The following is a 15,823-nucleotide window of genomic DNA, read 5'->3' on the forward strand; positions in this document are numbered from 1 at the left end:
CCCACACAGATGATTGCTTCATATTTTTAAAGAACAGTCCGGTTACCCGGTTTCGAGTTGCTTTCGCGTCTCGAGGGCTGTGCATTCTACTCAACCCTGTTTTATTGTCAACACTTTATTTTAAGAAGTTTGCATTTTTCAATGCGTCTTTTAAAACTTAGTTTTACTTGACTCCCTGATTAGCTACCGCTTCGCTATGCGTTGCTGCCTGCCGTCTCAGTGGGGTCGCATTATAGGGAGATTCGATTTCCACGCAACCCCTTTTTTAAAGAAAACTGCAAAAAACAGATCGTTTGCTTTTAATTTAGGCATTACGGCTTAAATTAATACAAAAAGCCGCTGTTCGGCGGCTTTATTGTAGGACTTTTATTGTTGGATGGTTAACTTCCAACCAGCATTACGTTGGTAGAGTGCCTCTTGGTTAAGTTCGCTTAGCATAAGCGGGTGTTGCTTTAACCATTGCGAGTCTATAGATAAGATGAGTGCCTCACCTTGAGCATTAATGGCTAGTTGCGGTAGTACATCATCTTTACGGCGCATAGAGAGAATAACAGCTAAACGCAAAACTCTAACCAAACATATCGCTAATTGTTGGTGCGCACCAAGGGACTCAAACTGGTTTGCACTCAAGTCCCCCTTGTGGCTTTGCACTAACATAGTCACTAATAAGTGCTGTTGACGAGTGAACCCTGGCATATCGGTATTTTTAAGAATATAAGCGCCGTGTTTTGGATATTGCTTATATTCAATTAATAAACCCACTTCATGGAGTTTTGCGGCGCTATGCAGCAAAGCGTGATCAGTCTCATTCAAATGCCAATCATTGGCCAGTTGTGTGGCGAGTAATTTGGCAATACAGGCTACGCGCTCACCCTGGCTATGATCTACATGGTAACGGGTAACAAAGCTGTCGATAGTACGTTGTCTAATATCTTTACGCTGTAGTTCAGGGATCATGCTATAGAGCACCCCTTCGCGAAGCGCACCACCGGCCAAGCCCATCGCTTCAATTTCTAACACTTCAAAGATAGCAATGAGGATTGCTAATCCAGAGACAAAGACCAAACGACGTTCTTCGCTTAAGCCAGGAAGTTGAAGGCTATCAATATTGCTATATTGTACCGTTAGCTGCCGAATATCATGGAGCTTATCCAGGGTCAGTGTTTCGTCCTGACGCTGTGCGACCATAATTTCTTGGATTGCTTGTACGGTGCCTGATGCACCAGCGGCATAGTCCCATCCGGTGTGTTTATACTTAGCGGCGATCGGCTCGACAATATTTTTCGCCGCAGCAATAGCAGCATTATAGTTTTCTTGGCTTAAAGCGCCGTCTTTGAAATAAGCTTCTAGGTAGGTAACACATCCCATATTGAGGCTTTGATAATGTATAGGGTGGGACCCTTCACCGATCACCACCTCGGTGCTCGCGCCACCAATATCAATAACTAGTTGTTTGCCACTGCATGAAGAAGTGTGTGCAACGCCTTGATAAATGGTTTTAGCTTCCTCTTCACCACTAATAACATTCACCGGGTGACCGAGAATCTCTTGCGCACGATTCTTAAACTCTTCGGCGTTAGTGGCTAAGCGCAGCGTCGCCGTGGCAACAATGCACACCTGATGGGCAGGAATATCCTGCAAGCGTTCAGCAAATAAGGCCAAGCACTCCCAACCGCGCTCCATCGCCTCTTGGCTCAGGCACATTTGCGCGTCTAGCCCTGCAGCAAGACGTACTTTACGTTTAACCCGACCAATTGTTTGCAAAGAGCCAGCAACGGTCTTAGCTATCAGCATGTGAAAACTGTTTGAGCCAAGATCGATTACCGCATATAAATCATCTTGGAGGGAAGGTTTCACCACTTGTTATTACCTCAAAAAAAGCTTGGCATAGGCCAAGCTTGGGGATCATTTACTTCTAACGCGGCTGACGACGCCGATTTTGCCCTTGGCCTCGACCGCCATTACGAGAGCGTCCTTGCGGCCCTCGGCGTTTAATCATTTTTGGTGCTTTGATGTCATCCAACAATGCACTCTTGTCATAATGGGATAATGGAATGCTGTGCTCTATATATTCTTCTATCTCTTGAAGGTTATATGCATACTGCTCACAGGCAAAGCTAATAGCGTGTCCTGAAGCACCAGCGCGCCCAGTCCGACCGATGCGATGCACATAGTCTTCGCAGTCATCCGGTAGGTCATAGTTAAATACATGACTTACTTCCGGGATATGCAATCCGCGAGCGGCTACATCCGTAGCTACCAGAAAGTCTAAATCACCTTTAGTGAATTGCGCCAGGATAGACTGACGTTTTTTCTGATTAACGTCGCCTGTTAATAGCCCAACTCTGTGGTCGTCAGCTTTAAGCCAAGCATATACCGTTTCGCAACTGTGTTTAGTATTAGCAAATACAATCGCTTTATCTGGCCATTCTTCTTCAATTAAGGTTAGCAGCAGCTTCATCTTGTCTTCTTGTGAAGGATGGAACAGCTCCTCTTGAATACGCTTACCCGTTTTCACATCCGGCTCAATTTGCACATGCTCTGGATTTGTCATGTGCTCAAACGCAAGCTCTTGGACACGATAAGACAGTGTCGCCGAGAACAATAAGTTCAGTCGCTCACTTGCTTCCGGCATCCGCCTAAACATATAACGGATGTCTTTAATAAAGCCAAGATCAAACATACGGTCGGCTTCATCAAGGACGACTACCTCGATATCATTCAGGGTGTAACAACCTTGCTTATAAAGGTCGATCAATCGTCCTGTGGTGCCAATTAAGATATCAACACCTTTTTCCAGCTGTGCCCGTTGTTTTTCATAATCCTCGCCACCATATAATAAACCTAGTTTAAGGTTGCAGTGTGGCGCCAAGATTTCTGCGTCTTTGTGGATCTGAATCGCGAGCTCCCGAGTGGGAGCCATGATCAGGGCTCTTGGTTGCTGACCCGATGGCTTTTGACTACGCAATAAGTAATGGCAAGTGGCCGTAAGAAACGCCAAAGTCTTGCCGGTGCCCGTTTGTGCCTGACCAGCAATATCTTGGCCAGCCATAATGTATGGCATACACTTTGCCTGAATTGGCGTGCAGTATTCAAAGCCACTTGCTTGCAATCCGGCAACCACTTCCGGTGCTAAAGCAAAGTCTGCAAATTTTTTATCGGTTAAATGTGTCTTATTCATAGCGATAAAGCATAACGCTTAAACTTGCAATAAGAAACAAGAGTGTTTAAATACGCACTAAATAAATTCGCCAAAATTAACGGAGAACGTGATGAGCGATAAAATTATCCAATTAACTGACGACAGCTTTGACGCTGACGTATTGCAATCAGACAAGCCTGTACTAGTCGACTTTTGGGCTGAATGGTGCGGACCTTGTAAAATGATTGCGCCAATCCTTGACGAAGTAGCTGGCGAATTTGACGGCCGTGTAAGCATTGGCAAACTCAACATCGACCAAAACGCAGGCACTCCACCTAAGTTCGGTATTCGTGGTATTCCAACTTTATTGCTATTTAAAGATGGCCAAGTTGCAGCAACGAAAGTAGGTGCATTATCTAAAGCTCAGCTAGTTGAGTTTTTAGAGAACAACCTGTAATCACGCCGTTAAAAAAGGGCTTTGGCCCTTTTTTACTCTACAATTGTGTTTAAACACTGGACGATGCGCTTTCGAGCTGCTAGTTTATAACCCCAACAATCCTAAGTTTATCCAAAAACCTCACTCGGGATACTTCCATTTCGAGACGATAAATAGTTAAAGAACCCACCAATATGCATTTACGCGAACTGAAAGACAAGTCTATCAAAGAACTTGTAAAACTAGCCGAGTCTATGGGCTTAGAAAACGTAGCCCGCCTTAGAAAACAAGATATTATCTTCTCAATCTTAAAAGCGCACGCCAAAAGCGGTGAAAACATTTATGGCGGCGGTGTCTTGGAGATTTTGCAAGACGGCTTTGGCTTTTTACGTAGCTCTGAAGCCTCGTACCTAGCCGGCCCTGATGATATTTACGTCTCGCCAAGCCAAATTCGTCGTTTCAGTTTGCGTACTGGCGATACGATTGCGGGACTGATTCGTCCACCTAAGGATGGCGAACGCTACTTCGCACTATTAAAAGTGAACGAAGTTAACTTCGATAAACCTGAAAACTCCCGTACTAAAATCCTCTTCGAAAACCTTACTCCACTGCACGCAAACGAACGTTTACGCATGGAGCGTGGTAATGGTAGTACCGAAGACATCACCGCACGGGTGCTGGATTTAGCCTCACCAATTGGTAAGGGTCAACGAGCCCTGATTGTCGCTCCGCCAAAAGCGGGTAAAACCATGTTGCTGCAAAACATTGCCCAGTCTATCAGCTACAATCAGCCTGATTGTGAGTTGATGGTTTTGCTGATTGACGAGCGCCCGGAAGAAGTAACAGAAATGCAGCGCTTGGTGAAAGGTGAAGTAGTAGCGTCAACATTTGATGAACCTGCCAGCCGTCACGTACAAGTAGCCGAAATGGTGATTGAGAAAGCCAAACGTCTGGTTGAACACAAAAAAGACGTGGTTATTCTTTTAGACTCCATTACCCGTTTAGCCCGCGCCTATAACACCGTAATCCCATCATCAGGTAAAGTACTGACCGGGGGTGTTGATGCGAATGCGCTACATAAACCAAAACGCTTCTTCGGTGCAGCGCGTAATGTTGAAGAAGGGGGTAGCTTGACCATCATCGCTACAGCTCTAATTGATACCGGCTCAAAAATGGATGAAGTCATCTACGAAGAGTTTAAGGGTACAGGTAACATGGAACTGCACCTTAACCGTAAGATTGCAGAGAAACGCGTATTCCCAGCAATTGACTTCAACCGCTCAGGTACACGCCGCGAAGAATTACTTACCAAGGCAGATGAGCTTCAGAAGATGTGGATTTTACGTAAGATTGTCCATGACATGTCGGAAATCGATGCCATGGAGTTCCTCATCGACAAGCTTGCCATGTGTAAAACCAACGATGAATTCTTTGATTCGATGAAGCGCAAGTAATAACTGCTTTAACTTACTCGTAGGCCGTGACTGTTTTGCAGTCGCGGCCTTTTTTATTTTGCGCCTAGACGAGATTAGTCTATATCTTAGATAGGGCAAAATATAATCAGTAAGCTAATGAATCTTAGAAATTTTTACCTTCTCTTTGTGGCGGTATTAACATTCACGCAAGTGATAGTGGCCTACCAGTTCACGTCATCGTGGTGGCACACCGCACTTATTTTATTGCCCACTGTAGTTATCCTCGCCTTATTTATCTACGTTTTGAAGCGAGGCTCTGTACAAGACCATGAGCTGACCGCTGCCCTAGCACAGCACTTGGTAGATGGAGAAAAAGTGAACGTCAGTTTTCGCTTTGATGACAGCAAACACACTCCCCAATTTTATCTGGTATTTAATAGCTGCTTAGCCACCATTGAGCATTTAATCATGGAGATTCATGCCAGCGCTGCACGCCTTCTTCCGATGGCTGATGAACTCACCGATACCCATTCCTCAGTAACTCAAAAAGCGATGATGCAAAGTACCCATGGTAACGACATGGTAAACTCATTTAATGACATGATGCATATTACGACCCAACTCGGTGATGGCATTGATAATATTTGTGGCTCGTTGGAGCTGGCAACAAACTCAGTAAAACAAACCAAAATCGACGCTGATAAAAGCCAGCGCAGCATGCAAACACTGTCATCACAGATAGCACAAACCAATGATGAATTAGCGCAGTTGCAACAAGACAGTGAAAAAATTAGTTCGGTGATTGATGTTATCAATGCCATTGCTGAACAAACCAATCTACTGGCATTAAACGCCGCGATTGAAGCGGCACGCGCGGGTGAAATGGGTCGAGGCTTTGCTGTGGTCGCTGACGAGGTTCGCCACCTCGCCGCGCGCACGACCAAATCCACCAGTGAAGTGCGGGAAATGGTGCAACATATTCAGCAAGGGACGCAGCGGGTCACCGAGTTGATGCAACAAAGCATCTCGCTGACACAGGAAACCGTTGAATTATCCGCGCAAGCGACTAACGAGGTCGACCAAATAGAGCATTCTATGCTCGACATTAGCGCCCATTCAGAACAAATCCGCAGTCAACTGCAGCAACAGCATACGTTGTCTGATAGAGCGCAAAGCTGCGTCGATGCCATGCAAGAGCTCAACTCAGACGCGCTGCCTAGCTCGCGGATACAATCGGTATCATCACAAGACTTGCTCAACCTCGCACAGTGTATAGAGCAGAAGATAAGCTTATTTATTACCAGTGAAGAACATTATGATACCCGCAGACGTAATGATCCCAGCCGAAAACACAAAGATGCGCTGCCGCAAAAGACGAGCCATAGTGAGGATCTTACGGGTGATATTGATTTATTCTAGTTCCAGATTTGCCAAGTCTTCGATTAATACGCCGACTTGCTCTTTATCCTGATACTTTGCCGCAAGTTCAATATCGCATACCAACTCCGCAATGGTTTGGCTGGCAAACATCTGCGCAGCCCCTGCTAAGCGGTGGGCGACGGCCTTAATTTCATCGAGGTCATTACGAGCGTGTGCGCTAACCAAGCTTTCGATCTCTCTTGGCAAGGTGTGCATAAAGCTTTCGTGTAAGTCGCTCATATCCACACTCTGAGCCGCACGAGCGTCTATTTCAACATTCAAAAAGTGTTCTAGGGTGCGGCAAAACTCTTCTTTTTCGATGGGTTTCGCCAAGTGATTAGTGAACCCAGCAGCTTTGTACCGTTCAATATCATGGGTCATGGCGTTCGCCGTTAAAGCGATGATCGGTTGCGTATAGCCACATTGGCGCAACAAATTAAGAGCCTCAAGACCATCCATTTTTGGCATTTGGATATCCATCAACACTAAATCAGGGCAGTGCTGCAAGGTCAGTTCTACAGCTTGTTCACCATTGGCAGCGCTGTGCACTTTAATACCTAGATTGGTAAGCAGACGCTCAATTAATCTACGATTATCTTCATGATCCTCGGCCAGTACCACCTCACCGGAAAAACTCAAGGCCCGTGCTGCCTGAATCGTGTCGTTACTGCGCTCGTCCATTTCCATACAACGACAAGGGATATAGAAGCTAAATGTACTGCCCTGTCCCAAAACACTGGAGACGCTTATATCTCCACCCATAATCTGCGCTAGTTGCTGCGATAGGCTAAGGCCGAGGCCAGTGCCACCAAAGCGTCGGCTGATTGAGTTATCTCCTTGGCTAAAGTTCGCGAAAATGGCATCAAGCTTATCTTCAGCAATACCAATCCCGGTGTCTTTTACACGAAAGCACACGCCTTGCTCATCAGCAGTAATAGCAAGTTCAACCTCACCTTGCTCAGTGAACTTCACCGCATTAGAGCATAAGTTCACCAGCACCTGTTTTACTCGAATGTAGTCAAACTCCGCGCCGAAGCTTGCTGGCAACTTATTATTAATACGAAAAAGAATGCCTTTTTGTGATGCGCTTGGCTGGAACATGGCATTTATATCCGCAAGCAAGGAACAAATACTCACTGTTGAAATAACCAACTCCAGCTTGTTGGCCTCGATTTTACTCAAATCGAGTACATCGTTAATCAGCTCTCCAAGATGTTGGCTATTGTTGTAGATAACTCGTAGCTCCTTGGCTACTTGCTCGGCGGGCACATCGCCTTCGATGATTGCTTGCGCTTGACCCATAATAGAGGTCAGGGGGGTGCGTATTTCATGGCTGATATTGGCCAAGAATTGGCTTTTTATTTCGTTTGCCGCACTGAGCTGATCGGCTAGCTCCTCCAGTTCTTTGGTACGTTGCTTTACTTTATCCTCTAGCATTGCCGTTGCTTTGCGCTCGGCAGAGCGCCGGAATAACAGCACTATACTGATAAAAGCCAATATCAGTATACCTGCAGCTAGAAATGTCATTTGACGACGCTGCTGCGCTTCGAGTTTGTCTAACTGTTGCTGTTGCTTGAGCGAGTCAACCTGTTGTTGTAGTTCTGTGGCATTGTACTTAGCTTGGAAATCATTCAAAGAACTGGCTATTTTATTGCTTAGCATCTCTTGCTGCTGGCGCTCATAGCGCTCGTATAGCAATGCGCTTTTGACATGATCACCCTGCGCCGCAGTCACGAGTAATTCAATTAAGGAAATCGCAGGAGAAGCTTTGTCATCGGTCACCTGCTCGCGCATGGTGTAAACCTCTCGCAGCGCTTGCTGTGCCTGCTTATATTGGCCTTTAGCGAACAGCAACTTGGCTTCAATCTCTTTAATATTGCTGTTGTAATGCAAATTATCCATTACCTCAGCCTGCGCTTGGGCGTCACGCATTTGCGTATAAGCGGCATCAAAACGTCCTTGCACGAAGTTTAACTCAGCTAAGCGAATAAGATTGACAATATGGTTTGGGCGGTCGCCATTTTCTTGGTATTTCACCAGAGCTTTTTGGTAGTAAATTTCTGCTTGTTCGAAATCCATACGTGATTGGTAAATAGAGCCTAAGTTAGTCTCCATTTGCGCTTGCCCTATGGTATCGCCCAAACGCTCAAAGCTATCACCTATTTGCTCATAAATATCGAACGCAGCTTCGAAGCGGTACCAGTCCATGTAAGCAACGGCGATGTTGTGCATGATATTAACTTGGTCATATTCGTCGCCATATTCATCGTAAAGCTCTTTTGCCTTTGAATAAGAGGCGATGGCCGCTTCGATTTGGTCTGCGCCAGAATAAGCCAGGCCAATATTATTATATAAATGGGCCGCAATAATGGGTTTGTCGATTTGCTCGATGATCTCGATGGCGCGAAGATAGTCTTCAATAGCGGTTAAATCTTGACCCCGGTAGTAGTGGCTAACGCCTTGCATCTGTGCATATCGCGAATGCTCAATTACCGTGCCGTGTTTTGCAGCTAGTTGCTCTGCGCGTAAATAGTAGCGAGCTGCCTTTTCGTAGTTACTGTCTTCAAAAAACTGTTTGGCGATAAAGGCATTGACTGCTAATTGTTGTGGTTCAGAAAGAGGTTGAGCGAGTTTGCTGATGGCGTAATCGCGTTGTAATTGCTGAGGTTGGGAGCGAATATCGTCAATCAGCGCATCACCATAGCTCAGGCTAGTAAAAAGTGAGCATACAAGTAACTGGATACACACCAGTAACCGAGGGAGCTTCCTTTGCGACATATTCCATTTCACTGTATTTTAAACCCTGTACACCCTACGCTGGGCAATCTCAATTACGTTAACGGTTTTATTATGGACGACTCACATTACAACCCACTCATAGAGCCTATTTTAGCGCTCTTAACGGACGGTCAAAGTTGGAAAGTCCATACCCTGGCTAGCCAATTAAAAGCACACGGTCACCTTGGCCGCCTTGATGAAGACTCCATGGCCGATTTAGCTAAACGCAACTTCATCATTATGAATGCACTGTTTCAGCTGCAAGATGAATTGCTCAAAAGCGACTGCTATTTGTCCATATCTAGTTTACATATTCAGCTCGTTTACGGCCACCCAAAACAACGACCTAGCAGCAACGATTCATTGCGAGAATATTACCTCAATTGGCAGAATTACGCCTTATCTCGCGAGCAAGTTATAGACTTGTTAGACCAGTTTTGGCAAGCCTTGCCCATTAACACTTTAGACGATACGACCCTAGCACGTATTAACAAACGTTGGAAATTGTCACAGCCGATTCAAATGCAGGCACTAAAAAAGCGATGGCGCGCGCTTGCGCTGGCGCACCACCCGGATAAAAACACCCACAGTAACGCAGACTTTCAACAAATTCATAATGAATACCAACAGTTACTTCAATATGTACGAGTAAAAAATAACAATTGCAATTGATAATTACTTTCATTAACATGCGCAACGTTGTTTTTTATCTAGGTAATTATTATGAACCGCCACGCGCTCACCTTAGCAATCGCAGCTGCCTTCCCTACCGCGACTCTCGCAACTGAAAACATGGAAAAGATCGAAGTCGTCGGCTCCTATTTTAACGACTATAAAGTGGATAGCGCTTCAGGCGCCTTACGCACAAATACCTCACTGTTAGAGACGGCTCAGTCTGTGACTGTTATTCCTGACACTATCGTTAATGAGCAACTGGCCACCACACTCGGCGAAGTACTGAGTAATGACGCCAGCCTTACATCGGGCTCGAAACAGCGTAACCGAGAAACATTCAACATGCGTGGGTTTGGCTTAAGTTCATCGACTGGCTACTTACGCGATGGCCACCAGCATTGGTCTCATTACCAACAACCAATTGAAATCCTTGAGCGTGTTGAGGTTATCAAAGGCCCTTCGAGTATCCTCTATGGTCAGTCTGGTCCGGGCGGATTGGTCAATATGGTGACTAAAAAGCCCACCTCCAATCAATTTATTAACCTTGCGGCAGATATCGATCAACACGGCTCCACTCGCTTTATGCTTGATGCAAGCTCTGCACTAACCGAAGATGAACGCCTGCGCGGACGCGGCATTTTAGTCAAGCAAGATGTGAACTTCTGGCGCGAATACCCCAATGGCGAAGAACGCGAACGAGACCGCTTTTTGGGCGCTGTGGTGTTAGATTATGACCTCACGGACGACACCTTAATACGTGTACATTACGACCGCACCGATGATAAAACAGGGTTAGACACTGGGGCTTGGCTAAACAACGATGGCGAGCTTATCGGTGACGATAAAACGATTTACGATTTTTCTTGGGCTTTCACTGATATTACTGTGGAAAATATCGGTCTTGATGTACGCCATTTCATTAATAACCAGTGGCAGGTGAAGGTAGGCTACAACGAGCAAACGTTCGAGCGCCAACGTTTTGAGTCAGCACCGCGCAAACCGAGCGACTACCAAGTCGGTGATAGCTACACCTCGCGCCCCTATGATCGCTTTGATGATTGGCAATTTACTACCGCCTACATCGACTTTGTTGGCGAGTTTAAGCTGGCCAATATGCAACACCAACTACTGATTGGTGCCAATAGTCTAGATTACTATTATGGGCAGCTTCGCACCCGCGCAGATGCAGTGGATTACACGCTCGCGCAGCAACAGCCAAGCCGCCCCAATGTAAGCTATCAGAGCGATGATAGCTTATACACCGCAGAATATGACTACTATGGTATCTATATTCAGGATTTGATCACTGTGAACCCACAGTGGCAAGTCTCTATTGGTGGACGTTACGATAAGCAAAATAAAACCGGTGCCGACAATGAATCTGTACTTCCTAAACTAGGCGTACTCTACCACCCACTGGATACCGCCACGATTTACCTCAGCTACTCAGAAGGCTTCGAGCCGCAGGGCGCCGATAAGCTCAATAATGAAACCGATAAGAATCATAATATGAAACTTGACGCTGTGACTTCTGAGCAAATAGAGCTCGGTGCTAAGTGGCAGTTGTTCGATGACCGTTTACTGCTAAGCGGCTCACTGTTTGATATCAGTAAAGACGGCACCTTAGTCACTGAGCTCGTTGAACACCCTGATTATGATTCAATCACTACACAGGTGGGCGAGCAGCGTCATAAGGGCCTAGAGCTCGCCGCACAGGGCGCGGTCACCGATCGTTTTTTCGTCATGGCGTCCACCATGTATCTAAATGCTCAATACGAACGTGATGAGAATTATGAGGGTAACCGCCCTGCGGATGCACCTAAGTGGTCGGCTTCACTGTGGTCACGCTATGAGCTTAACGATGCCCTGGCCTTTAATGCTGGTGTTTTTTATACCGGAAAACGCTTTGCCGACAGTGCCAATACCGTTGAGAAAGATGCGTATACGCGCGTCGATGTCGGTGCTACCTACGCGCTTAAGCTTGCCGGTAATGACATTGACTTAAGACTCAATATTGAGAACCTATTTGATACTGACTACCTTGCCGGCGGTGGCGTCAGTAATGTCACTGTTGGCGAAGGCACGAACTTCCGCCTTGCTGCCCAGTTCAGCTTCTAACCATAAAGAGGTCGCCTCTCGGCGGCCTTCTTCCCTCCCGACCTACCGCATAAATTATCACCATGAGTAAGGATGTGATTAAATACACTTTTATCTCAAGACCTAGGAACAACCATGAAGTTTGTCTCTTTGTTGGCACTGCCCCTACTCGCATTAGCGCCAATACAGCAAGCAGCCGCAGAGCAATTTACCACTGAGCAATTACAACACACCGCACAAATTCGTCAGCAGGCACAAAACAGCGAGTTAAGTTGGCAGCTCGTAGAGTCCCTTACCACCGAGGTCGGCCCTCGCCTGCCGGGTACCGAGAATGATAAAAAGGCCGTTGCTTGGGCCAAAGCTCAGTTCGAACGGCTCGGCTTCGATAAAGTATGGCTCGAAAAAGCCCATTTCCCGCACTGGCGCCGCTATCATGAATCAGGACATATACTCACTCCTAGCAAACAACCGCTGCATCTAACGGCTTTAGGCAACAGCGTCAGCACCGCAAAAGACGGCCTCACCGCCCCTATCGTATTGTTTGAAACGCTGGCAGAGTTACAAGCTGCACCCACCGGCTCGCTAGCAGGAAAAATTGCCTATGTGAACTATCGCATGAACCGTGATATTGATGGCAACGGTTATGGGCCTGCAGTGAAAGCACGCAGTTCAGGCGCCGTTGTCGCAGCACAAAAAGGCGCAATTGGCTATATGATGCGCTCAGTCAGCACCAGTCATCACCGTTTTGCTCATACCGGTGGCAGCCACTATAAAGAAGGGGTAAGCAAGATCCCCAATGTGGCTATTGCCAACCCAGATGCCGATCAAATTGCGCGACTTATCGCACTCGGCGAACAAGTCACTGTGCACATCAATATACAAACCGAAGACTTAGGACAGGGCGAGAGCTACAACGTGATTGGTGAGATAACTGGCCATAGTAAACCTGATGAGTACGTTCTCTTAGCTAGCCACCTTGACTCATGGGATTTAGGCACCGGTGCCTTAGATGACGGCGCAGGGGTTGCAATCACCATGGCAGCAGCAAAGCATGTGGCAGAGGTGAAACGCCCGCAGCGAAGTATTCGTGTTGTCCTCTTTGCCGCTGAAGAGCTTGGCCTATGGGGTGCTAAAGATTATGTCAAAGCACATAGTGATGAGTTAGATCACATCGTTGCCGCCGCCGAATCGGATTTTGGCGCCGATGTCGTGTATGCGTTCGAGTCGAACGTGCATGCCCAATCCTTACCCATAGTGCGCGCGATTGCTGAACAACTGAAACCTCTCGATGTAACCTATATCGGCGCAAACTCAGCCCGAGGAGGGCCGGACTTAATCCCGTTTGAACGAGCACAATCGAGCCCTATATTTGCCTTGCATCAAGACGGCACCGACTACTTTGATTACCATCACACCGCTGATGACACTCTAGATAAAATCGAACCACATAAGCTAAAGCAAAATACCGCTGCGTATGCCGTTTTTGCCTATATGGCCGCCGATGCTAAGGACAAAATTCAAGCAAAATAAAATCTTGCTAACATTTTTTAGTTGCGCTAGTGTGAAAAATACTTGCGCAACAAGGAATGTTAGTATGCCAGTCTCTGCCGTCCCCACCGAGCGACTCGCTCCGACTCATATCAATAAACGCTTTGGCCGCTATTCAGTTCTCAGTGCTTATGGCTTGCCCTTGATGCCGCTAGGCAGGCCCGGCGCAGCTCTGAGTCATTGGTTCATTTGGGCGACTTACCATAGCTTGGGCTTGTGGCTTATTGCAGCATTAGTGGTTTTGCTTGTTAATCATAACCACCAACAAGGGCAACAAATGGCTGCCAACTTAGCTGCGCCCAAAGTTTGGGATGTGTACGTCTTCGAAAAGCAAGGCTTAAGTCGTGCACTTGGCAAAGACGCAGCGCCGGGGTATCAAGTGCTTCAGGTTAAAGCTGTTGATCCTGATACCGTCACTTTCAAAGTGAGTAGTGTCACTTATAAGCGAGAAAGCGGCACAGACAAAGCCATCAGCATGGATAATTTAATGCTTGATAGCTACTTTTTAACAAACTCCATCTCTCTTGAGCGTCAGCAGCTCGCCCCTTTATTTGCGCAGGGCACGATTATTTCAGCCCGTCGCCCCGAGCATATCTACATTGACGGCGGCATCGTTCGTCCACGGCCTAAGCCAAAACCTCTCTACGAAGGACCTAAATTAAATCAAGCCAACCAAAAAGGTATTGAGTATTTTCGTCAAGGCTTGTGGGCTGAGGCATTGAGCGCTTTTCAGCGAGGAGCGGAGCAAGGTGATGCCTGGTCACAATACAACTTAGGTGACATGTATTTAAAAGGCCAAAGCACTGAACAAGACACTCGACAAGCATGTCTGTGGTTCAAAAAAGCCGCCGAACAAAACCATCCTAAAGCTAAAATAGCGCTAAAGCACTGTAGCTAGTAAGCGATAGCTCCTAGTTGTTACTAAAAGCCGACGCCAAGCAATGTTATGTTGCAATACAACATCTTGCTGTTACTATATAACAAAACATGGAGCCAGAATAATTATTAAGGAGCTTGCTTTGCGCTTACGTTATTTACCATTATTAGTTGCGACGACATTATTGTGGGGTTGTGGCGACAGTATCGATGACCTAAATCAACCCACAGAAGCTGTACCTGAAGAGCATTCAGAGCATGAGCATAATGATGAACACATCGCTGGGCGCCTGTTAATTTCGGCGGCAGAACAGGCTGAAGTAAGCGTATTTAACGCTGAGGACTTAAGCCTCGTCGAGCTACTACCGACAACGCATGTGGTATCTGGCATGTACGCTACACCCTCATTGCGTTACGCCGCGCTAATCCAGCGAGACCAAGGCTTAGTAGAGTTTATTGATGGTGGCGTTTATAGCGAAGACCATGGCGACCATATGCACCCTTACGAGCAAGCCCCTAGCTTGTCATCGTTACAACTTAGTGGTGCTAAGCCGACACACTTTGACGCTGCAGAGCAACAAGCGGCCTTATTTTTCGATGGTGATAAACAAAACACGGTCAACGCATCAGTCACCTTGCTTGACGATCATCATATTGGCGAAGGTGAGGTAATTGCCCACCATGAGTTTGCTACTTATATGCATGGTGCCGCACAGATACGCGGCGACTACGTGCTAGCAACCTATCGAGAGGCCAGCAGTGACACTGTATTGCCTAGCCAAGTTGAGCTGTTTCACCGCCATGATGATCATCTTCACCATGAACTACGCTTTGCACCAACCTGCCCGATGCTCCACGGCAGCGCGCAAAATGAAGAACATATCGCCTTTGGTTGTAGCGATGGAGTACTGCTAATAGAGCAGCAAGATACGAGCTTCAGTGCTCATAAGATAGCCAACCCTGAGGGGCTTGAGGGTCGCATTGGCACCATCAAAGCAAGCCATAACTCGCATGATCTGCTTGCCATTACCTCAGCAAAGCGATTGTTCAACCTTGACCCAGAGAATCATGATATGACCGAAGTGTTATGGCGTGATGAAGCCGACGTCGATGCTTTGGCTAGCACCTTTAGCGCTCATCACGGTGCTTACTTTATTCTCGATAATCACGGTGACTTACACGTTTTTGAAGGCGATGGAGGCTGGCATCACAGCACTCACTTCAACCTTTTTTCTGAGGTATCAGAGAACTACCAGTTAGCGGTTGCCGCAGACGAGGAAGCTCTTTACGTGCTCAATCAGCAAGAGAACATGCTACACAAAGTGGACTTAGAGTCGCAGGCCATCACTGCGACCCAAGAGCTTAACTTTGCTGCCAGTAAATTGCAGTGGTTAGGTATCGCTGAAGATGAGCATGACCACGCACACTAGGTTTGTT

The 15,823-nt window shown here is 46.7% G+C and carries 11 protein-coding genes; 8 read left to right on the plus strand and 3 right to left on the minus strand.

All coding sequences use genetic code 11. The annotated features are described in order from the left end of the window. Positions 1-366: 366 nt before the first annotated feature. Together gppA and rhlB are read right to left on the minus strand one after the other, a co-directional pair. The gene (gppA, locus tag MHM93_RS17635; RefSeq protein ID WP_239450034.1) at positions 367-1,860 is read right to left on the minus strand and encodes a guanosine-5'-triphosphate,3'-diphosphate diphosphatase; all 1,494 of its coding nucleotides are present in this window, start codon (positions 1,858-1,860) and stop codon (positions 367-369) included. Between the two features lie 55 nt (positions 1,861-1,915). Then, complete coding sequence (gene rhlB, locus MHM93_RS17640) at positions 1,916-3,181, minus strand: ATP-dependent RNA helicase RhlB (protein WP_053911841.1); 1,266 nt, start codon at positions 3,179-3,181, stop codon at positions 1,916-1,918. Between the two features lie 91 nt (positions 3,182-3,272). Between rhlB and trxA the strand changes: the two genes are divergently transcribed. The 3 genes from trxA to MHM93_RS17655 all read left to right on the plus strand — a co-directional run bounded on the left by trxA (position 3,273) and on the right by MHM93_RS17655 (position 6,412). Continuing rightward, on the plus strand, positions 3,273-3,599 hold the full coding sequence (trxA, locus tag MHM93_RS17645) for a thioredoxin TrxA (protein ID WP_022943568.1): 327 nt from the start codon (positions 3,273-3,275) through the stop codon (positions 3,597-3,599). Positions 3,600-3,772: 173 nt separating this feature from the next. Further along, positions 3,773-5,032, plus strand: a complete 1,260-nt coding sequence (gene rho / locus MHM93_RS17650; RefSeq protein WP_022943569.1) for a transcription termination factor Rho — start codon at positions 3,773-3,775, stop codon at positions 5,030-5,032. Positions 5,033-5,149: 117 nt separating this feature from the next. Then, positions 5,150-6,412 (plus strand): methyl-accepting chemotaxis protein, encoded by a 1,263-nt coding sequence (locus MHM93_RS17655; RefSeq protein ID WP_239450035.1) that lies wholly within the window; start codon positions 5,150-5,152, stop codon positions 6,410-6,412. On the opposite strand, the gene MHM93_RS17660 is transcribed toward MHM93_RS17655, so the two are convergent. Then, entirely contained in the window at positions 6,404-9,190 is a 2,787-nt protein-coding gene (locus MHM93_RS17660; RefSeq protein ID WP_239385987.1) for an ATP-binding protein, read from the minus strand. The genes MHM93_RS17655 and MHM93_RS17660 overlap by 9 nt on opposite strands. A 72-nt stretch (positions 9,191-9,262) precedes the next feature. Between MHM93_RS17660 and MHM93_RS17665 the strand changes: the two genes are divergently transcribed. The 5 genes from MHM93_RS17665 (at position 9,263) to MHM93_RS17685 (ending at position 15,816) form a co-directional block, all read left to right on the plus strand. Continuing rightward, a complete protein-coding gene (locus tag MHM93_RS17665; protein ID WP_152440082.1) occupies positions 9,263-9,862 on the plus strand; it encodes a DNA-J related domain-containing protein in 600 nt (199 codons plus the stop codon). Positions 9,863-9,913: 51 nt separating this feature from the next. Next, on the plus strand, positions 9,914-11,983 hold the full coding sequence (locus MHM93_RS17670) for a TonB-dependent receptor (RefSeq protein ID WP_239450036.1): 2,070 nt from the start codon (positions 9,914-9,916) through the stop codon (positions 11,981-11,983). 114 nt (positions 11,984-12,097) lie between these two features. Further along, positions 12,098-13,492 carry a M20/M25/M40 family metallo-hydrolase gene (locus MHM93_RS17675; protein ID WP_239450037.1) on the plus strand — a complete coding sequence of 465 codons (1,395 nt, stop codon included), beginning with the start codon at positions 12,098-12,100 and terminating at the stop codon, positions 13,490-13,492. 64 nt (positions 13,493-13,556) lie between these two features. Beyond that, on the plus strand, positions 13,557-14,408 hold the full coding sequence (locus MHM93_RS17680) for a tetratricopeptide repeat protein (protein WP_239450038.1): 852 nt from the start codon (positions 13,557-13,559) through the stop codon (positions 14,406-14,408). A gap of 121 nt (positions 14,409-14,529) precedes the next feature. Next, the gene (locus tag MHM93_RS17685; RefSeq protein WP_239409445.1) at positions 14,530-15,816 is read left to right on the plus strand and encodes a hypothetical protein; all 1,287 of its coding nucleotides are present in this window, start codon (positions 14,530-14,532) and stop codon (positions 15,814-15,816) included. Positions 15,817-15,823: the final 7 nt, after the last annotated feature.

Source organism: Pseudoalteromonas sp. MM17-2 (assembly GCF_022347945.1).
Taxonomy (GTDB): Bacteria; Pseudomonadota; Gammaproteobacteria; order Enterobacterales; family Alteromonadaceae; genus Pseudoalteromonas; species Pseudoalteromonas ruthenica.